Source organism: Microbacterium sp. A93 (genome assembly GCF_051842835.1).
In genome coordinates this window covers 170,177-189,363 of the sequence record NZ_JBPXMT010000010.1, presented here as the reverse complement: position 1 = coordinate 189,363, position 19,187 = coordinate 170,177, and the positions used below count along the sequence as shown (strand labels likewise).

The 19,187-nt window shown below is 70.7% G+C and carries 16 protein-coding genes and 1 tRNA gene; 13 read left to right on the top strand and 4 right to left on the bottom strand.

Going from position 1 to position 19,187, the window contains the following annotated elements; all coding sequences use genetic code 11:
• Window positions 1–71 precede the first annotated feature (71 nt).
• Genes ACSU1G_RS23740 through ACSU1G_RS23730 form a run of 3 tightly spaced genes read left to right on the top strand, consistent with a single transcriptional unit; the run spans window position 72 to window position 2,952 of the window.
• A complete protein-coding gene (locus tag ACSU1G_RS23740) occupies window positions 72–1,094 on the top strand; it encodes a metal ABC transporter solute-binding protein, Zn/Mn family (RefSeq protein ID WP_439282488.1) in 1,023 nt (340 codons plus the stop codon).
• The gene (locus ACSU1G_RS23735; protein WP_439282487.1) at window positions 1,091–2,023 is read left to right on the top strand and encodes a metal ABC transporter permease; all 933 of its coding nucleotides are present in this window, start codon (window positions 1,091–1,093) and stop codon (window positions 2,021–2,023) included. The genes ACSU1G_RS23740 and ACSU1G_RS23735 overlap by 4 nt, the downstream gene beginning before the upstream one ends.
• The gene (locus ACSU1G_RS23730) at window positions 2,020–2,952 is read left to right on the top strand and encodes a metal ABC transporter ATP-binding protein (protein WP_439282486.1); all 933 of its coding nucleotides are present in this window, start codon (window positions 2,020–2,022) and stop codon (window positions 2,950–2,952) included. The genes ACSU1G_RS23735 and ACSU1G_RS23730 overlap by 4 nt, the downstream gene beginning before the upstream one ends.
• Here ACSU1G_RS23730 and ACSU1G_RS23725 read toward each other — a convergent pair.
• Window positions 2,919–3,323 (bottom strand): Fur family transcriptional regulator, encoded by a 405-nt coding sequence (locus ACSU1G_RS23725; RefSeq protein WP_439282485.1) that lies wholly within the window; start codon window positions 3,321–3,323, stop codon window positions 2,919–2,921. The two genes, ACSU1G_RS23730 and ACSU1G_RS23725, sit on opposite strands and share 34 nt — an antisense overlap.
• A gap of 107 nt (window positions 3,324–3,430) precedes the next feature.
• Here ACSU1G_RS23725 and ACSU1G_RS23720 point away from each other — a divergent pair, with 107 nt between their 5' ends.
• The 3 genes from ACSU1G_RS23720 (at window position 3,431) to ACSU1G_RS23710 (ending at window position 5,627) form a co-directional block, all read left to right on the top strand.
• Entirely contained in the window at window positions 3,431–4,111 is a 681-nt protein-coding gene (locus tag ACSU1G_RS23720) for an MBL fold metallo-hydrolase (protein ID WP_439282484.1), read from the top strand.
• Window positions 4,099–5,100, top strand: coding sequence for a sulfurtransferase (locus ACSU1G_RS23715; protein ID WP_439282483.1), 1,002 nt, complete (start codon window positions 4,099–4,101; stop codon window positions 5,098–5,100). Before ACSU1G_RS23720 ends, ACSU1G_RS23715 begins: the two co-directional genes overlap by 13 nt.
• 98 nt (window positions 5,101–5,198) lie before the next feature.
• Window positions 5,199–5,627 carry an HIT family protein gene (locus tag ACSU1G_RS23710; RefSeq protein WP_439282482.1) on the top strand — a complete coding sequence of 143 codons (429 nt, stop codon included), beginning with the start codon at window positions 5,199–5,201 and terminating at the stop codon, window positions 5,625–5,627.
• Between the two features lie 44 nt (window positions 5,628–5,671).
• Here ACSU1G_RS23710 and hrpA read toward each other — a convergent pair whose 3' ends face one another.
• The gene (hrpA, locus tag ACSU1G_RS23705) at window positions 5,672–9,799 is read right to left on the bottom strand and encodes an ATP-dependent RNA helicase HrpA (RefSeq protein WP_439282481.1); all 4,128 of its coding nucleotides are present in this window, start codon (window positions 9,797–9,799) and stop codon (window positions 5,672–5,674) included.
• Between the two features lie 314 nt (window positions 9,800–10,113).
• Between hrpA and ACSU1G_RS23700 the strand changes: the two genes are divergently transcribed.
• From ACSU1G_RS23700 to putP, 4 genes are all read left to right on the top strand, one after another.
• Window positions 10,114–11,145, top strand: coding sequence for an ABC transporter substrate-binding protein (locus ACSU1G_RS23700; protein ID WP_439282480.1), 1,032 nt, complete (start codon window positions 10,114–10,116; stop codon window positions 11,143–11,145).
• Between the two features lie 10 nt (window positions 11,146–11,155).
• Window positions 11,156–12,112 (top strand): ABC transporter permease, encoded by a 957-nt coding sequence (locus tag ACSU1G_RS23695; protein ID WP_439282479.1) that lies wholly within the window; start codon window positions 11,156–11,158, stop codon window positions 12,110–12,112.
• Window positions 12,112–12,903 carry an ABC transporter ATP-binding protein gene (locus tag ACSU1G_RS23690; RefSeq protein WP_439282478.1) on the top strand — a complete coding sequence of 264 codons (792 nt, stop codon included), beginning with the start codon at window positions 12,112–12,114 and terminating at the stop codon, window positions 12,901–12,903. The genes ACSU1G_RS23695 and ACSU1G_RS23690 overlap by 1 nt, the downstream gene beginning before the upstream one ends.
• 80 nt (window positions 12,904–12,983) lie before the next feature.
• The gene (putP, locus tag ACSU1G_RS23685; RefSeq protein ID WP_439282477.1) at window positions 12,984–14,534 is read left to right on the top strand and encodes a sodium/proline symporter PutP; all 1,551 of its coding nucleotides are present in this window, start codon (window positions 12,984–12,986) and stop codon (window positions 14,532–14,534) included.
• On the opposite strand, the gene ACSU1G_RS23680 is transcribed toward putP, so the two are convergent.
• Window positions 14,527–15,456, bottom strand: a complete 930-nt coding sequence (locus tag ACSU1G_RS23680) for a GNAT family N-acetyltransferase (RefSeq protein ID WP_439282476.1) — start codon at window positions 15,454–15,456, stop codon at window positions 14,527–14,529. The two genes, putP and ACSU1G_RS23680, sit on opposite strands and share 8 nt — an antisense overlap.
• A gap of 29 nt (window positions 15,457–15,485) precedes the next feature.
• Between ACSU1G_RS23680 and ACSU1G_RS23675 the strand changes: the two genes are divergently transcribed.
• The gene (locus tag ACSU1G_RS23675) at window positions 15,486–15,800 is read left to right on the top strand and encodes an META domain-containing protein (RefSeq protein ID WP_439282475.1); all 315 of its coding nucleotides are present in this window, start codon (window positions 15,486–15,488) and stop codon (window positions 15,798–15,800) included.
• Between the two features lie 29 nt (window positions 15,801–15,829).
• Here the strand turns inward: ACSU1G_RS23675 and ACSU1G_RS23670 are convergent.
• Window positions 15,830–15,905, bottom strand: a tRNA-Arg gene (locus ACSU1G_RS23670).
• Window positions 15,906–16,020: 115 nt separating this feature from the next.
• Here ACSU1G_RS23670 and argS point away from each other — a divergent pair.
• On the top strand, window positions 16,021–17,673 hold the full coding sequence (argS, locus tag ACSU1G_RS23665) for an arginine--tRNA ligase (protein ID WP_439282474.1): 1,653 nt from the start codon (window positions 16,021–16,023) through the stop codon (window positions 17,671–17,673).
• Window positions 17,674–17,675: 2 nt separating this feature from the next.
• Complete coding sequence (lysA, locus tag ACSU1G_RS23660) at window positions 17,676–19,124, top strand: diaminopimelate decarboxylase (protein WP_439282473.1); 1,449 nt, start codon at window positions 17,676–17,678, stop codon at window positions 19,122–19,124.
• Window positions 19,125–19,187: the final 63 nt, after the last annotated feature.

Below are 19,187 nucleotides of genomic sequence, written 5' to 3'. Positions count from 1 at the left end.
TTCGTCATGGCCACCCGTCATAGTGCGTTCACAGCCCGTTCGCCCGCGTAGATCCGCCTGGAAGGCACCCCATGGACCGTTCCGCCCGCCTCGTCACCGCACGCCGACGCAGCCTGCCCCTGGTGGGTCTGGTCGCCGCCGCGGCCCTGGTCCTGACGGGGTGCTCCGCCCAGGAGGGCGCCTCGGGCGGTGGGGACGCTGGCGGGCGTGGCGCGGACGACCCGGTGGCCGTGGCCACCACCACGCAGCTGGGCAGCGTCCTGGACCAGGTGACCACGTGCGCCGGTGCCTCCTCCGCCACGATCATGGGTCCGGGAGACGACCCGCACGACTTCTCGGCCTCCTCCCGGCAGGTCGCGCAGCTCGCGACCGCGGAGCTGGTGGTCTCCAACGGACTCGGGCTGGAGGCGGGCCTGCGGACGGCGCTGGACAACGCGAGAGCCGATGGGGCCCGGCTGCTGGAGGTGGCGCCGGCCGTGGATCCCCTGCCCTTCGGCGCCCACGAGGAGGACCACGCAGCCGAAGGGCACGGTGCGCACGACGGGCATGACGGGCATGAACATGAGGGCCTGGATCCGCACTTCTGGATGGATGTCGCCCGGATGGGGCAGGCCGCGGAACTGATCGGGGACGAGCTGGCCGAGGCGACCGGTGAGCAGCAGTACGCGGACTGTGGCACCGAGGCCGCCGGGGAACTCGAGGCCGTGGACGCGGAGGTGCGCCAGATCCTGGAGGCGATCCCCGCGGAGCGCCGGACCCTCGTGACGGATCATGAGGCCTACGCCTATTTCGCCGCGGCCTACGGCTTCGAGGTCGGCGGCGTGGTCATCCCGGGGGGCTCCACGGATGCCGAACCGTCCTCCGGGGAGATGGCTGCCCTGGTCGCACAGATGGAGCGCGAGGGTGCGGACGCCCTCGTGACCGGGGCCGGGGGCGGGAACAAGCTCATGCAGGCGCTCTCGGCCGAGACCGGGGGAGAGGTGCCGGTGGTCGAGATCTACGAGGGGGGCATCGGACCCGAGGGATCGGGCGCGGAGACCTATGCCGTGGCCATGGTCCTCAACGCCCGCACCCTGGCCGAGGCACTCTCGTGATCGGGCTGGAGTGGGTGATCGAACCCTTCGCCCTGGGATTCCAGCAACGGGCCCTGGTCGGCGGCCTGGTGGCCGCCCTGATGTGCTCCGTGGTCGGGGTGTGGCTGGTGCTGCGCGGGATGAGCTTCTTCGGCGATGCCTTCGTGCACGGTGTCATCCCCGGGATCGCCGCCGCCGTCCTCTTCGGGTTCTCGCCCTACCTGGGCGCCGCCATCGCGGCCGCCGTCATGGTCGGGGGGATGCAACTGGTCTACCGCACCACCACGCTGAAGGAGGACACCTCGATCGGTCTGCTGTTCGTCGGCATGATGGCCCTCGGCGTGGTGATGATCTCGACCTCCGACTCGTATACGGGGTCTCTGACGGCCATCCTCTTCGGCGACACCCTGGGCGTCAGCTGGGACGACATCCGCGTGCAGGCGGTCATGGCCGCGGCCGTGGTGCTCTTCGCCGTGGTGCTCTACCGGCCTCTCATGGCCTTGTCCTTCTCCCCGTCGAAGGCCCGTTCGCTCGGGATGCACCCCCAGCTCACCCACGGCCTGCTGCTGGTGCTCATCGCCACCGCCGTGATCGGCAGCTTCCAGGCCGTGGGGACCCTGCTCGTGTTCGGCCTGCTGGTGGGGCCGCCGGCGACCGCCGCGCTGGTCTCCCGTACGGTGCCCCAGATGTTCGCGTGGTCCCTGTCCATCGCGGCCTTCTCGGTGTGGTGCGGGCTCACGCTCAGCTACTACGCCGGGACGGCGGGATCCGCCACCATGTCCCTGGTGCCGATCGTGTTGTTCTTCCTCGTACTGACCGTGCGGGAGACCGTGCACCGTCTCCGGGCCTCCAGTGGCCGGCTGCGCAGGCGGCCGACAGGCCCGAGAGAACCGACAGAACCGACGGAGCCCCCGGCGCCCGCCGAGGCGACCGAGCAGGTGTCCGCATGAGCGCCGGCACGACCCGCGCGGGCACGACCCGCGCCGGCACGATTCGAGACAGCAGTGCGCACACCGGCGCTGCCCGCGATGAAAATACCCGCGACGGCCTTGGCGGGGCCGTCCTCGTGGAGGCCCGAGACCTCGTGCTCGCGCACGGCCGCCAGATCGCGCTGGAATCCTCCTCGTTCCGGGTGCCGCTCGGTGGGGTCACCGCGGTGATCGGCCCCAACGGGTCCGGCAAATCCACGCTCCTGCAGGCGATCGCGGGAGTCTTGGAGCCGGCGTCGGGCACCCTGACGGTACTGGGCGGCACGGTGCGGGAGAACCGCCAGCGGATCTCCTACGTGATGCAGTCCGTGGTGTTCCCCGTGGGAACGCCGATGACGGTGCGGGACGTGGTGCGCATGGGCCGGTACCCGTCGGCCGGCTGGCTGCGCCCCTTCTCCCGGGCAGACCGCGCCGCGGTCGCGGAGGCCATGGCGCAGATGAAGGTCCAGGACCTGGCCGGCCGTCACCTCGACGAGCTCTCGGGCGGCCAACGCCAGCGGGTCTACGTGGCCCAGGGGCTGGCGCAAGGCCACGAGGTGCTGATGCTGGACGAACCCATGACGGGATTGGACATCACCTCGGCGCGGACGATCGACCGCATCATCCACGCGGAGACCGAGCACGGGCATTCCGTGGTGCTGACCACCCACGATCTGGACGAGGCCCGTGCGGCCGACCACGTGATCCTGGTTCACGGCCGGGTGGTGGCCTCCGGGCCGCCGGAGGAGGTCATGACCAGGGCCAACCTGGAAGCCGTCTACGGCCTGGGATCCCTGCACGGCCCCGCCCCGTCAGACGGGGAGCCGGGGGAGGACGTCCCGCTGCTGGTGGACCCGGACTGCACGGTCGAGGTGGTTCAGGAACGAGAGCAGTCGGGGCAGATCCCGTAGATCTCCACGGTGTGCTCCACCTCGGTGAAGGCATGCTCCTGGGCTGTCCGGGCGGCCCAGGCCTCCACGGCCGGGGCCATGATCTCCACCGCCCGGCCGCAGCGCCGGCACATGAGGTGGTGGTGGTGGGTCTGGGCCTCGCAGCGGCGGAACAGCGATTCGCCGTCGTCCGGGTTGAGCACGTCCACGAGCCCCTCCTGCTGCTGCTGCTGCAGGATGCGGTACACGGTGGCCAGCGAGACCTGTTCGCCCCGCTCCTGAAGGAGGGTGAAGAGTTCGCGGGCGCTGACGAAGTCCTCGCGCTCGTCCAGGACCCGGTTCACGGCAGTCTTCTGCCGGGTGGAGCGGCTTTTCACGGGTCCGATATTCATCGCCTCGAGACTACCAGCGGCGGCCTGCCGATGAGCGTGGACGGCCGGGCCTCCGGTCGTTGATCAGGGGCCTGACGTGGAGGCACCGTCCGGGATAGGGTGGTCCGGTGCCTACTGAGATGACTGTGACCAAGTTCGGACATGCCTGCATCCGGCTGGAGAAGTCCGGGCGGCGCCTGGTGATCGATCCCGGGTCCTTCACCGATGTCCCCACGGCCCTCGAGGGGTCCGAACACATCCTCGTGACCCACGAGCACGCCGACCACCTGGACGAGGGGCCCGTTCTGGAGTACCTCGCCGCGCAGCCCGCCGTGACGGTGCGGGCGCCCGCGGTCCCGGCGGCCCGTCTGGCCGAGGCGGCCGTGGCTGCCGGCCTGGACGCCGCGCGGATCATCGCCGCCGGTCCCGGGGAGCAGTTCGAGGTGGCCGGCTTCGCGGTCCGCACCGTGGGTGGCCAGCATGCCCTGATCCACCCGCAGATCCCCGTGGTCGCCAACACCGGGTACATCCTCGACGACCTCGTCTACCACCCGGGGGACAGCTACATCGTCCCGCCCGGTCCGGTACCGGACACCGTGCTGGTGCCCCTGAGCGCACCGTGGAGCAAGCTCTCGGAGACGCTGGACTTCATCGTCGCCGTGCGGGCCCGGCAGGTGATCCCGGTGCATGATGGTCTGCTCAACGGCCGTGGGCTGCCGATGTACCGCCGGCACGCCGGCACCTTCGCCGAGCGCTACGGTTCCACGCTGACGGTGTTGGAGGAGGGGGAGTCCACGTGGATCGGTTGAACGGCAGGACCCCCCGGCGCCCCGTGCTCGTGGACGTGGCGGTGCTCGCCGCCTGGCAGGGACGGGCCGCGGGTCCCGTAGCCGCAGACCTGACCGCCGTAGACCTGACCACCGCGGACCCGACCGCGGCGGACCCGACTGTTGCCGGGACGCCTGAGCCGGCACCCGGTTTCGTGCCCGCGGACCCCACACCGGACGCGGAGACCCTGAAGGTCCTCGACGTCCGGTGGACCGCGCTGGGGGCCGGCAACGGCCACGCCGAGTACCTGCGCGGACACATCCCCGGGGCGGTGTACGTCAGCATGAACAGCCAACTGGCCGGCCACGACGGCCCCCGTCAGGGGCGGCACCCGCTGCCGGACCCCGCCCGCTTCGGGGACACCGTCCGCATGCTCGGGCTCAATGACGGAGACACGGTGGTGGTCTACGACGATGCCCACGGCACCTCCGCGGCACGGGCGTGGTGGCTGTTGCGGCACGCGGGGATCGACTCGGTCTACCTGCTCGACGGCGGGCTGTCCGCCTGGCGGGACGCCAACCTGCCGCTGCAGGCCGGCGATGTCATCCCCCGGCCCGGGACCGCGCGGACCACGTGGGGTCAGATGCCGGTGCTGGACCAGGAGGGCGCCGCGGCCCTGCCCTCGCAGGGCCTGTTGCTGGATGCCCGGGCCGCGGAACGCTACCGGGGGGAGGTCGAGCCGCTGGACCCGCAGGCCGGGCACATCCCCGGGGCCGTCAACGCGCCGACCCTGGACAACGTGGACCAGACCGGCCATTTCCGGCCGGCCGAGGAACTCCACGAGAGGTTCCGGCAGCTGGGAGCGCACCGGGCCGGCGCCGTGGGCGCCTACTGCGGCTCCGGCGTGAGCGCCGCACACGAGATCGCCGCGCTCCAGGTCGCGGGCATCCCGGCGGCCCTGTTCCCGGGCTCGTGGTCGGCGTGGTCGAACACCCCCGGCCGGCCCGTCGCCACCGGGGAACGGCCGTGACACCCGCACCGCGTGGACCGATGCCGGTCCCGCGGGGCAAGATCGAGGCAGCACTCGCCCAGGACCAGACATCCCAGGACCCGCCAGGAGGACACACCATGACCACCGTTTTCACCCGCATCATCACCGGGGAGCTGCCCGGCCGCTTCGTCTGGAAGGACGAGACGTGCGTGGCGTTTTTGTCCATCGGGCCGCTGACCCACGGCCACACCCTGGTGGTGCCGCGCGCCGAGGTCGACAAGTGGACCGAGGCCGAACCCGCGCTCGTGTCGCATCTGATCCAGGTGGCCCAGGCCATCGGCACGGTCCAGGTCGAGGCCTTCGACGCCCAGCGTGCCGGGTTGATGGTGGCCGGCTACGAGGTACCGCACCTGCACGTGCACGTCTGGCCGTCCAACTCGCTGGAGGACTTCGATCTGGACCAGGTGGACAACCACCCGGAACCGGCCGACCTCGATGAGGCCGCCGAGAAGATCCGCGCGGGCCTCCGGGTGGCCGGACACACGGAGTTCGTGCCCGAGGACTGACCAGAGGGCCCGAGGACTGACCAGGACCGGCAACGGCGGCCGGGCTACAGCGCCGCCTTCAGGGCTTGGCGGACACGTTTCTCGGAGACGGAGACGGCCGTGCCCAGGTCCTGGGCGAAGTAACTGATCCTCAACTCCTCGATCAGCCACCGCACCCCGTCCAGGGCGGGCGGGGTCGCCCGGCCGGCGGGGAGCTGCTGGACGGCGGCGTCGAAGGCGTCCTCCAGCTGCTGGACCACGGCCATGTCCCGGGAGTCCCGCTGGACCTGACCGCCCGCCCTCAACTTCTCGATCCGCCGCTGCATGCCCTGCAGGTAGCGCGGTAGGTGCTGCAGGTGCGCCCAGCCCGTGGCGGCGATGAACCCCGGGAACACGAGCTGTCCCAGCTGGGCCTTGATGTCGTTCAGGGCCGGGGCCATGGCCAGGGAGACCGAGCCTTTGAGCTCCTTCCGGACCTGCGTGGCGCTGCCGAGCACCTGCGCCACCAGCGCCGTGACGGAGAAGACGGTCTCGATCAGCTCGGCCCGTACCGTGGTGAACAGGGCGCGGAACTCCGCCTCCGTGAACGGCAGGGATTCCGGCACCAGGCGGTCCACGGCCGCCCGGGTGCAGTCCGCGATCACCTCATCCACCGAGCCATGCGGGTTCTGCGTGAACGTCAGCTTCTCCCGCTGATCCAGGTGGTCCAGGACGTAACGCCGCGGGCTGGGGACCAGCGCCAACAGCAGGTTCACGACGCCGGCCCGGTGCGCGGCCTGTTGGTCCGCCTCGGTGCGGAACACGCTCAACCCCGCGGCCGGGGCGCCGTCCGCCCCGGTCTCGGCGATCAGCGCGGGGAAGCCGGTGATCTGCTGGGTGCCGGACCCCGTGCGGACCGTCGTGTCGATCTTGCGCGGGATGTCCCCGACGGTCCAGTCGCTCAGGCCGTGCCGCTCGTCGAACGCCGCGAGAGCCGGGGAGCCGGCGGGTGAGCCGGCGGCCGGGTGGGCACCCGGGGTGAGGGTCCCGGGGGAGGGGGCGCCGCCGTCGTGCCTCTGCTGGTCCTGTCTGTGACTGTCTCCTGGACTGTGACTGTCTCCGGGTCGGCTGTCCTGCGAGGCCCGGGCCAGGGAATCGGCGATCGCCGAGCGGTTGGCCCCGGCGAGCCGGTCCTGCAAGGCGGCCAGGTCCTGCCCGGCGCCGATGATGGCGCCACGGGCATCCTCCACGCGGTAGTCCGGCACCAGGTGCGCGGGGACGGCCGACAGGTCCCAGGAGCCCGGCGGGATCAGCACGCCCTTCATCCGGCGCAGGGCCAGCTCGAGGGAGGGCAGCAGCTGGTCCGTGGCCGGGTCGGCCTCCTGCGCCAACCGATCGACGGCGGCACGCGCCACGTCCGGGGCCGGCACGAAGTTCTTCCGCACCGCCTTGGGCAGCGACCGGATCAGGGCGGTCACCAACTCCACGCGCAACCCCGGCACGAGCCATCGGAACCGCTCCGGGTCCATCTGGTTCAGCATCAGCACCGGGATCGTGACGGTGATGCCATCGGATTCCCCGGCACCGGCCGCCGGGTTGTAGTCATAGGAGAGCGTCAGGTCGATCCCGCCGCCCGCGGTGGGGTGGTGGAACACGGTGGGGAACTGGTCCGTGTCCAACTCCCCGGTGTCCACGGCCAGCAGGGACTGAGGGTCGAAGTCGAGCAGGTCCGGGTTCTTCTGCCGCGTCTTCTTCCACCAGGAGTCGAAGTGACGTTCGGAGACCACGGTGGCCGGAAGCCGGGCATCGTAGAAGTCGAAGAGGTCCTGGTCGGAGACGCGCAGGTCCCGGCGCCGCAGCCGCGTCTCGAGGTCTTCCACCTCGGCCAGCGCGCGGCGGTTGCGGGCGAAGAAGTGGTGCCGGGTCTTCCAGTCGCCCTCCACCAGGGCATGACGGATGAACAGCTCGCGGGAGCCGACCGGGTCGATCCGCCAGAACTGTACCGACCGGTCCGGGATGAGGGTCAGGCCGAAGAGGGTGACCTTCTCGCGGGCCACCACCGAGCCGGATCGCTGCGACCAGTGGGGCTCGTTGTAGGTCCGCTTGGCCAGTGTCCCGGCGGCGTCCACGGCCCACAACGGATCGATCTTCGCCACCATCCGCGCCCACAGCCGGGAGGTCTCCACCAGCTCGGCGGCCATCACGAAGGCGTGGCGCTTCTTGAACAGCGCCGAGCCGGGGAACACCGCGAACCGGGTGTTGCGCGCACCCTGATAGTCGCGCCGGCGCTCATCCCAGGCGCCGAGGTGGGAGAGCAGGCCCGTCAGCAGGGAGCGGTGGACCGGCTCGTGCTGGCCCACCGGGTCCACCGGTCCGGCGGACACCGAGATGCCCAGGGGCTTGGCCAGCTGGCGCAGCTGCTGCACCAGGTCCTGCCACTCCCGCACCCGCAGGTAGTTGATGTACTCGGAGCGGCACATCCGGCGGAACTGGTTCCCGGAGAGTTCCTTCTGCTGTTCACGCAGATAGGCCCACAGGTTCAACAGGGAGGAGAAGTCCGAGTTCTCGTCCTTGAACCGGGCGTGCATCTCGTCCGCCCGGGCCCGCTGTTCGGTGGGGCGTTCGCGCGGGTCCTGGATCGTCAGGGCCGCCGCCAGGACCATGACCTCCCGCACGCAGCCGCGCTCCCCGGCCTCCACGATCATCCGGCCCAGGCGGGGGTCCACGGGCAGCCGGGCCAGCTTCCGCCCGACCGGGGTGATGGTGCCCTGGGGGTGGTGACGACCCCGCTCATCCGGGCGGCCCGAGTTCAGCGCGCCGAACTCGGTGAGCAGGTTCGCACCGTCGGTGACCTGCCGGGAATCCGGCGGCTGCAGGAAGGGGAAGTCGCCGACGTCGGCCGGGGTGCGGGCCACACCCATGGAGCACATCTGCAGGATGACGGCCGCGAGGTTGGTGCGCAGGATCTCGGGGTCCGTGAACTCCGGGCGGGAGGCGAAGTCCTCTTCCGAGTACAGCCGGATCGCGATCCCGTCCGAGGTCCGCCCGGAGCGGCCCGAGCGCTGGTTGGCGCTGGCCTGGCTGATGCGCTCGATCGGCAGGCGCTGCACCTTGGTGCGGTGCGAGTACCGGGAGATGCGTGCCGTGCCCGTGTCGATGACGTATTTGATCCCCGGCACGGTCAAGGAGGTCTCGGCCACGTTGGTGGCCAGCACGATGCGCCGCTTCCGTCCCGGGGAGAAGACCCGGTGCTGTTCGGCCATGGACAGCCGGCCGTACAGCGGCAGGATCTCCGCGTTGCCCAGCCGCAGGTTGGCCGCGACGCGCGGGGCCAGCGCCTCGGCCGCGTCCCGGATCTCGCGCTCGCCGGAGAAGAACACCAGGATGTCCCCGTCCGGCTCGCGGGAGAGCTCGTCCACGGCGTCGCAGACGGCGTCCACGGGGTCCCGGGCGTCCTCGCTGTCAGCCTCCTGGGCGGCGCCGTCGTCGTCGGGATCGTCGGGATCGCCGCCGGGGCGCGGGGTTTCCAGCGGCCGGTAGCGGATCTCGACCGGGTAGGTGCGGCCGGAGACCTCGATGATGGGGGCGGGCTCGGGCGGGGCACCCTCGGGCTGTGAGGCCGCCGTGGCCGGCTGTGCGAAGTGTGCCGCGAAGGACTGCGGGTCGATGGTGGCCGAGGTGATGATGACGCGCAGGTCCGGGCGCTGCGGGACGAGCCGCTTGAGGAAACCCAGGAGGAAGTCGATGTTGAGGCTGCGCTCATGGGCCTCGTCGATGATGATCGCCGCGTACCGGCTCAGCGTCGGATCATGCTGGATCTCGGCGAGCAGGATGCCGTCCGTCATGACCTTGAGCCGGGTCTCGGCCGAGGTCTGGGAGGTGAACCGGACCTGGTAGCCGACGTCCGCGCCGATCTCGGTGCCCATCTCCTGGGCGATGCGTTCGGCCACCGAGCGGGCGGCGATGCGACGGGGCTGCGTGTGCCCGATCATCTTCCCGGCGTCCAGGACACCGTCCTGCGCCAACTCGAGGAGCATCTTGGGCAGCTGGGTGGTCTTGCCCGAACCCGTCTCGCCGGCCACGATCACGACCTGGTGGTCCCGGATGGTGTCCATGATGGTGCCCCGCTCGGCGGACACCGGCAGGTTCGGCGGGTACTCCAGGCGGAGGGGGGAGCGGAGCGGGGAGACGGGGGCGGCGGAGGCGTCGGACATGGCACCGGCCAGTCTACGGGGATCACCGGAACCGCCCCCCCGGCTTCGAGGGCGGGCGGGCCTCCGAGAGGCGGATCGGACCAGAACGGACGGGAACCGCCCTCGGAGGCCTGCAGCGTGGACGAATCCGGCCCGGAACCCCGTGGTGACGCACGTCACGTCCAGAATCTGCGGGCCGTTTGGGCTGGAGGCGCGGCACGGCTCCCGTGTGGCGGCCGACACGTCTATCGTGGGATACCGTCGTACTCCGGATCATCCCCGCACCGGCGCATCCGCGTCTGGCCGGGGTACGCGGTGGTGAAAGGACCTACATCATGCTCGCCAGTCAGAGAACCCGTACCCGACTGCGCGGTGGGGCCATCCTGGCCGTGACCGCACTCGCCCTGACCGCCTGTGGCGGCACCGACGGTGGAAACGACGAGGCCGGCTCCGGCGGCGACGGCGGCGACACCGCCTCCGAGTCCTACACCATCGGCGTCTCGCAGCTGGTCTCCCACGCCTCCCTGGACGCGGCCCTGGAGGGCTTCGAAGCCGGGATCGAGGAGTCCGGACTGGACATCACCCTGGACGTCCAGAACGCCCAGGGCGACCAGGCCACGGCCAACACGATCGCCGGCACCTTCGCCTCGGGCGACTACGACCTCGTGCTGGCCATCGCGACCCCGGCCGCCCAGGCCGCAGCCCAGGCCGTCACGAACGTCCCGGTCCTGTTCACCGCCGTCACCGATCCGGTCAGTGCCAAGCTCGTCGAGTCCAATGAGGCCCCCGGAGGCAACGTCACGGGCACCTCGGACGCCAACCCGGTCCTGGAGCAGTTGACCCTGCTGACCGAGCTGGACCCGGAGGCCAAGCGGGTCGGCATCGTGTACTCCTCCGGCGAGGCCAACTCCGAGGTCCAGGTGGAGTGGGCCAAGGAAGCCGCTGAGGAGCTCGGCCTGGAGATCGTCGAGGCCACCGTCTCCAACTCCTCGGAGGTGCAGCAGGCCGCCAGCTCACTGTCTGAGGTCGACGCCATCTACGTGCCCACGGACAACGCCGTGGTGACCGCCCTGGAGACCCTGATCGGGGTGGCCCAGGAGCGCCAGATCCCGCTGATCCCCGCCGAGGGTGACTCCGTGGCGCGTGGCGGAGTGGCCACCTACGGCCTCAGCTATGACAAGCTCGGAGCCCAGACCGCCGAGATGGCCATCCGCCTCCTGACCGAAGGCGCCGACCCGGCCACCATGCCGGTCGAGACGCTGTCCGAGCCGGAGCTGTACGTGAACCCCGGGGCCGCCGAGTCCATGGGGGTCGAGATCCCGCAGTCGGTCCTCGATGAGGCCGACCACGTGGTGGGCGGGGAGTAGTCGGACACCCATGACCACTGCCATCGAACTGGGCGTGATCTACGCGATCATGGCCCTCGGGGTCTACGTGACCTTCCGCATCCTGGACTTCCCGGACCTGACGGTGGACGGCTCGTTCACCACGGGGGCTGCAGTCGCCGCCATCTCGATCTCCAACGGGGTCGACCCGTATCTGACGTTCCTGATGGCGTTCGTTGCGGGGTTCCTGGCGGGGGTCATCACCGGACTGCTGCACACCAAGGGGCGCATCAACGGGCTGCTGGCGGGCATCCTGACCCAGATCGCGCTCTACTCGGTCAACCTGCGCATCATGGCCGGGCCCAACATCCCCCTGCTGGGGGAGGAGACCGCCATCACCCCGCTCAAGACCGCCGGACTGATGGGCGGCTGGGGATCCATCGGCATCTTCGCCGCCCTGGCGATCCTGTTGGGCCTGGCCCTGGTGTGGTTCCTGCACACCGACCTCGGCCTGGCCCTGCAGGCCACGGGGGACAACGAGAAGATGATCCGCTCCTACGGGGTGAACACGGACTATCAGAAGATCCTGGGCCTGGCGCTGTCGAACGGACTCGTCGGCCTCTGCGGCGCCGTGGTGGCCCAGTACCAGGGCTTCGCGGACATCGGCATGGGCATCGGCCTGATCATCGCCGGGCTGGCGTCCGTCATCGTCGGCCAGGCCATCCTCGGCACGCGCACCATCCTGGTGGCCGTGATGGCCGTCATCCTCGGCTCGGTGCTCTACCGGGTGGCCATCCAGCTGGCCCTCATGGCCGGGCTGGACCCGAATGACATGAAGCTCATCTCGGCCGTGCTGGTCGTCATCGCCCTGGTCGTGCCCCAGCTGCCGTTCTTCCGGCGCCGGAAGGCGCTGACCAGCCGGGCGGACCCGGACAGTGCCGCTGCCGCGGGTGCCGAGGCACCGGCGCTGTCGTCCGCCGCCGAATCCACGAGCGGAGGGACCCGCTGATGCTGACCCTGAGCCAGGTCGACAAGACCTTCTTCCCGGGAACCGTCAACGAGCGCCGCGCCCTGCGGGGCATCGACCTGCACCTGGCCGAGGGTGACTTCGTCACGGTCATCGGCTCCAACGGTGCCGGCAAGTCCACGGTGCTCAACGTCATCTCCGGTGAGCTGTCGCCGGACACCGGCACCCTCACGGTGGACGGCCGCAACGTCACCAGACTCCCGGACCACCGGCGGGCGGCCCTCGTGGGCCGCGTCTTCCAGGACCCGATGGCGGGCACCGCCCCGCACCTGTCCATCGAGGAGAACATGGCGATCGCGGACCGGCGCGGGGCCTCCCGGCTGTTCGCCCGCGGGGTGACCGCCGCCAAGCGCCGGCGCTTCGCCGCGGAGCTGGCCGTGCTGGAACTGGGCCTGGAGAACCGCCTCAAGGCCAAGGTCGGACTGCTCTCCGGCGGCCAGCGGCAGGCCCTCAGCCTGCTGATGGCCACGTTCTCGGATCCACGGATCCTGTTGCTGGACGAGCACACCGCCGCCCTCGACCCCCAGCGGGCCGAACTCGTGACCCGCCTGACCGAACAGATCGTCACAGACCGGAGACTGACCACCCTGATGGTCACCCACAACATGGAGCAGGCGCTGCGCGTGGGCAACCGCCTGGTCATGATGCATGACGGCCGGATCATCCTGGACCTGGATGAGCAGCAGAAGCGCGGCAAGACGGTGCGCGATCTGCTGGGGGAGTTCGAGAAGATCAAGGGCGCCACTCTGGACGACAAGACCCTGCTGCAGTAGGGCACGTCGGCTGGTACTCTTCGGCGCCCCGTGGAAGGGTGACGACATCCCACTCGCAGACGCACCCTGATGAGGATCCCATGGATACGACCTTCAAACTCATAGCCATCCTGCTGTACTTCGCGGCCATGCTGGCCATCGGGTTCTATGCCTCCCGGAAGAACAAGGACCTGGACGACTACATGCTGGCGGGCCGCAAACTGCCGCCCTTCGTCGCGGCCCTGTCCGCCGGCGCCTCGGACATGTCCGGCTGGTTGCTGCTGGGCCTGCCGGGCGCCATCTACGCCGTCGGCCTGGTCGAGGCCTGGATCGCGGTCGGCCTGACCGTGGGCGCTTGGCTGAACTGGAAGTTCATCGCCCCGCGGCTGCGGGCCTACACGGAGGTCTCCCGGAACTCCATCACCATCCCCTCGTTCCTCGAGAACCGGTTCCGGGACAACAGCCACCTGCTGCGGATCGTGGCCGGGGCGATCGTGCTGGTCTACTTCACCTTCTACGTGTCCTCCGGCATGGTGGCCGGCGGAAAGTTCTTCGAGTCCTCCTTCGGCTCCACCTACCTGGCCGGCATGCTCCTGGTGGCCGGGGTCACCCTGGTCTACACCCTGTTCGGCGGCTTCCTCGGCGCCTCCCTGACGGATGTGGCCCAGGGCCTGCTCATGCTCGCGGCCCTGATCGCGGTCCCGGTGGTGGCGCTCATCAACATCGGCGGCTGGGGCGAGATGGTCGACGGCATCCGGGCCGCCGACGCCGCCCTGGGCGAGGGTGGGGACCGGCTGTCCTTCTTCGCGAACGCCACCTGGGTCGGCATCGTCTCCGCGCTGGCCTGGGGACTGGGGTATTTCGGCCAGCCGCACATCATCGTCCGCTTCATGGCGCTGCGATCCGCCAAGGACGCCGTGGCGGGCCGCCGCATCGGGGTGGCCTGGATGGCCCTGTGCGCCCTCGGCGCCGTCATGACGGCCCTGGTGGGCATCGCCTACTTCCACGCGCATCCCGAGCTCACCATCGACGACCCCGAGACCGTGTTCCTGCTGCTCGCCCAGATCCTGTTCCACCCCTTCGTGGCCGGACTGGTGCTCGCCGCGGTACTGGCGGCCGTCATGTCCACGATCTCCTCGCAGCTCATCGTCTGCTCCTCCGCCCTCGTGGAGGACCTCTACAAGCTCTTCGGCCGCAAGGCCAGCGCCCGGACGGAACTGTGGCTCGGCCGCGGCGGCGTCGTCCTGGTGGCCGTCATCTCGATCCTCATCGCGCTCGATCCCGAGGCGAGCGTCCTGGAGCTCGTGGCCTTCGCCTGGGCCGGTTTCGGGGCCTCCTTCGGGCCGATCGTGATCCTCGCGCTGTTCTGGAAGGGGTTCAACAACTGGGGCGCGTTGTCCTCGCTCGTGGTGGGGGCCGTGATCGTGTTCTGGTGGGGCAACATGCCGGAGGAGGCCTGGGGTGGCGCCTTCGAGATGTACGAGATCATTCCCGGCTTCATCCTCGCCGCGATCGTGGGGATCATCGTCTCGCTGTCGACGCAGCGCCCGAGGGACTCGGCTGCCGCGGAGGTCACCGCCGAGATCAGCGCCGAGTTCGACGAGGCCGTGGCCGTGGCGAAGGGCAAGGAGTACGTGGCGCCGGTCAGGTGACCGGCCGGTCCTTCCGGTAGCCGCGCAGGGCCGCGTCCTGCCGCATCCCCAGGGAGAGGTACAGCTGGTGGGCCGGAGTCCGGGACTCCCGGACCGTCAGGTGGACCTGTTGGGGTGAGCCTGCCGCCAGCAGGGCACGGACCAGTTCAACGACCAGCCGCCGGCCCAGCCCCTGCCGGCGGGCGGCCGGGGCCACCGCGGTGAAGTCCACGTAGGCCTGCCCATCGTCCTGCAGCGTGCCCGCCGCGTACCCGAGCAAAGTCCCCTGCACCCCGGTGGTGTCCTCCGCCACCACGGTGAGGTGCGCGGACACCAGCTGCGCGGCCGTCGCGTAGGCCGCGCCGAATTCCGCGGTGTGCAGCGGTTCGAGGGGCCCGACGTCGGCCGGCACCATCCGCCGGATGCGCACCCCGGGTGCCGGGCCGGCGTCGGGAACCGCCCAGCTGCGGGCCTGGGCGGCGGTGGCCACCAGGGCGAAGTTCACCTCGGTGGCCCTGAAGCCGAGCCGGTCCGCGAGGGAGGCCATGGCCGTGTTCGCCACGTGCCCGCACATCTCCAGATGGGCGATGTCCGCGGGGAGCTGACGGGCGGCCGCCTCCACGAGGGCGGCACCGTGCCGGGCCACCGCGCCGGGCGCGCCCCAGGGGCCGTGGATCCAGGCCATCGAGGGCTCGGTGTCCCAGTCGACCGTGCAGGCGGCCAGAATCTCGCCACCGTCCTCGCCGCCGTTCTCGCCGCCAGACCGGACCGCCCGCCAACCGGTCAGCCACGGGTGGTCCAGGCCGTCCAGCTCGGCCTCGATCCCCGCGGGGTCCTCGCCCAGGAAGGCGGTCGAGGTCGCCGGGTCCTGTTGGCAGGCGATGATGAACGCCAGCGCCCGCTGTCGATCGGCAGGGTCCCGGTGGGTGGGGTGTTCGGTCATGGACTGATGGTCTGCCCTACGCTGGCCGGATGGAAGAGCTGACGGAACACCTCTGGGGATCCGATGTGCCCGGGCAGCCGTGGCTCCGCTTCGACGCCGGGGGCCGGCTGTACGGATCCGACGGGTGCAATCGGCTCATGGGGCAGTGGACGCTGACGGGGGACCGGATCGAGTTCGGCCGCCTGGTCTCCACCATGATGTTCTGCCGGGACGTGGACACCTGGCTGTTCGGGGCCGCCCGGGCCCGGTGGGTCCGGGGACCGGCCGGCGGACGGCTCGAGGTCAGCAACGCCGCCGGTGAGGTGATCGGAGCGCTCGAGCGCTCCGGTGCCGGCCCCCGGTGAAGATCTCGGGATGGCGGGGATTCAGGAGATGGTGCCCCCGGCAGGAATCGAACCTGCGGCCTTCTGCGCCGGAGGCAGACGCTCTATCCCCTGAGCTACGGAGGCGGGGGTCCGGTGATCGGCGTGCCGATCGGACTGTGCCACCCTACCGCATCGGTGCCCGTGGCGAAAACCCGGTGGGGTGACGGCTGGGGCCCGCCGGAACATTAGACTGTTGCGGGTGACCCCCGAAGACCTTTCCACAGCCCTGACCACGTGCCTGCAGGATGCCGTCGACGCCGGCGAGATCTCGGTTCAGGTGCCCACCACCCTGAAGGTGGAACGCCCCAAGAACCGCGAGCACGGCGACTGGGCCACCAATGCGGCCATGCAACTGGCCAAGCAGGCGTCCCTGGCCCCACGGGACCTGGCCGCACTGCTGGCCGAACGCCTGCGCCGAGTCCCCGGTATCGCCGGGGTGGACATCGCCGGGCCCGGATTCCTGAACATCACCCTGGATGCCGCGGCCGCCGGTGAGCTGGCCCGCACCGTGGTGGAGGCCGGTGCCGGCTACGGCCGCAACACCGCGCTGACCGGTCACGTGGTGAACATGGAGTTCGTCTCTGCCAACCCCACCGGGCCGCTGCACATCGGCCACACCCGCTGGGCCGCGCTCGGTGACGCCATCTCCCGGTTGCTGCGCGCCTCGGGTGCCGAGGTCACGGCCGAGTACTACATCAACGACGCCGGCCACCAGATGAACGTGTTCGCCCAGTCCGTCCACCACCGGCTGCACGGCCTGCCCGTGCCGGAGGGCGGATATCCCGGCGAGTACGTCCAAGACCTGGCCCGGCAGGTCTCCACCGCCCACCCGGACCTCGCGTCCCTCACCGAGGAGGCGGCCCTCCCGGTCATCCGCGAGACCGCCTACGAGCTCCAGATGCAGGACATCCGGGACACCCTGGAGGCCTTCGGCGTGCACTTCGACGTCTGGTTCTCGGAGCAGCAGCTGCACTTATCCGGTGCGATCGGGGCTGCGGTCCAACGCCTGCGCGAGCAGGGCCACATCGAGGACCGGGACGGCGCCGTCTGGCTGCGCACCACGGACTTCGGTGATGACAAGGACCGGGTGCTGATCCGTGCGAACGGTGAGCCGACCTACTTCGCCGCTGACGCCGCGTACTACCTGTCCAAGAAGGACCGCGGCTTCACCGAGAAGATCTATCTGCTGGGCGCGGACCACCACGGCTACGTGGGCCGGCTGAAGGCCATCGCCGCCTGCGCCGGGGACGACCCGCAGCACAACATCGAGGTGCTCATCGGCCAGCTCATCTCCGTCAACGGGGCCAAGCTGTCCAAGCGGGCCGGCAACATCATCGAGCTCAAGGACCTGGTCGAGTGGCTCGGTGCGGATGCGCTGCGCTACTCGCTGGCCCGGTACCCGGCGGACTCCCCGATCACCATCGACCCGGAGATCCTGACCTCCAGGACCAATGACAACCCGGTCTTCTACGTGCAGTATGCCCACGCCCGGTCCAAGGGGGCGTCGCGCACGGCCGAGGCGGCCGGCGTCGACCGTTCCGCCTTTGACGCCTCCCTGCTCACGCACCCGACGGAATCGGATCTGCTGGCCCGTCTGGGGGAGTTCCCCTCGATCGTGGCGACGGCGGCACAGCTCCGCGAGCCCCACCGGGTGGCCCGCCACCTCGAGGTCCTCGCCGGCGCGTACCACTCCTGGTACGCCGCCTGCCGGATCGTCCCCGCGTCCACGGACGAAGGCCCCGGGACGATCACGGACACCAACCGCACCCGCCTGTGGCTGAACGAGGCCACCGCCCAGGTGCTCGCCAACGGGCTCGACCTGCTGGGCGTCAGCGCCCCGGAACGGATGTGACCGTGTTCTCCGCTGCCTCATCGGCCGGCGCCTCACCGCTGGCCCCCGCGTGGCTCGAGTACCCCGCGGACCCGAATGCGCTGGTCACCAAGCTGTGGGCCTCCGGCGTGCAGAGGAACGACGACGGCCAGATCGCCGTCCAAGGTCTCGGCGCCTCCCAGCTCGCCCAGGAGTACGGCACGCCGCTGCTGGTGCTGGACGAGGACGACTTCCGGTCGCGGGCCCGGGCCTTCCGGGACGCGTTCAACGACGCCTTCGCCGACCTCTGCGGGGGAGTGGACGTGTACTACGCGGGCAAGTCCTTCCTGTGCACCTCGGCCGCCCGCTGGATCACCGAGGAGGGCCTGCGCCTGGACACCGCCTCCGGCGGGGAGATGGCCACCGCGCTGCGGGCCGGCGTCGATCCCGCCCATATCGGGCTGCACGGCAACAACAAGTCCGACACCGAGATGCGCCGTGCGCTGGCCGCCGGGGTGGGCCGCATCGTGGTCGACTCCCTGGACGAGCTGGACCGGCTCGCCGAGCTGGCCACCGAGGCCGGCGCGGTGGCACCGGTCATGCTGCGCCTGACCCCGGGGGTGCACGCCCACACCCATGAGTTCATCGCCACCGCCCACGAGGACCAGAAGTTCGGGCTCTCGATGGCGGGCGGGCTGGCCGGCCAGGCGGGCCAGGCCGTGGCGCGGGCCCTGGCCGCCGAGTCGATCGACCTGCTGGGGCTGCACTGCCACATCGGCTCCCAGATCTTCGAGGCGGACGGTTTCGGGGTGGCGGCACAGAAGCTGCTGGGCTTCCTCGCCCAGATCGAGACCGAGCACGGCGTCGCCCTGCCGGAACTGGATCTGGGCGGCGGTCACGGGATCGCCTACACGGCCGCGGACACCCCCCGGACCCCGGCGGACATCGCCACCACGCTGGCCGGCGTGGTGCGGGCCGCCTGCCAGGAGCTGGGGATGGATTGCCCACGGATCTCGATCGAGCCGGGCCGGGCCATCTCCGGACCGGCGGGGTTCACCCTGTACGAGGCCGGCGTGCGCAAGACCGTCACGGTCGACGCGCCCCAGGACGGTGGTGACGGTGCCACCCACCCGCGTCGCTATGTCTCCGTGGACGGCGGTATGAGTGACAACCCCCGTCCGGTGCTCTACGAGGCGGACTACTCGGTGGCCCTGGCCTCCCGGACCTCGACGGCACCGGCGGTGCTCTCCCGGGTGGTCGGCAAACACTGCGAATCCGGGGACATCGTGGTCAAGGACGCCTACCTGCCCGAGGATGTGGGCCGCGGGGACCTGTTGGCCGTGCCCGCCACCGGCGCGTACTGCCACTCCCTGTCCAGCAACTACAACATGCTCACCCGGCCGGCCGTCGTCGCCGTGCGGGACGGCTCGGCCCGCGTCATCATCCGGCGGGAGACCGAGGACGACCTCTTCGCCCGCGAGACCGGGCTGTAGCGACCCGGCTGTAGTGAACGAACTGACGAGAACGCGCTGCAGAATCCGGCCGGTAGAGTCCGG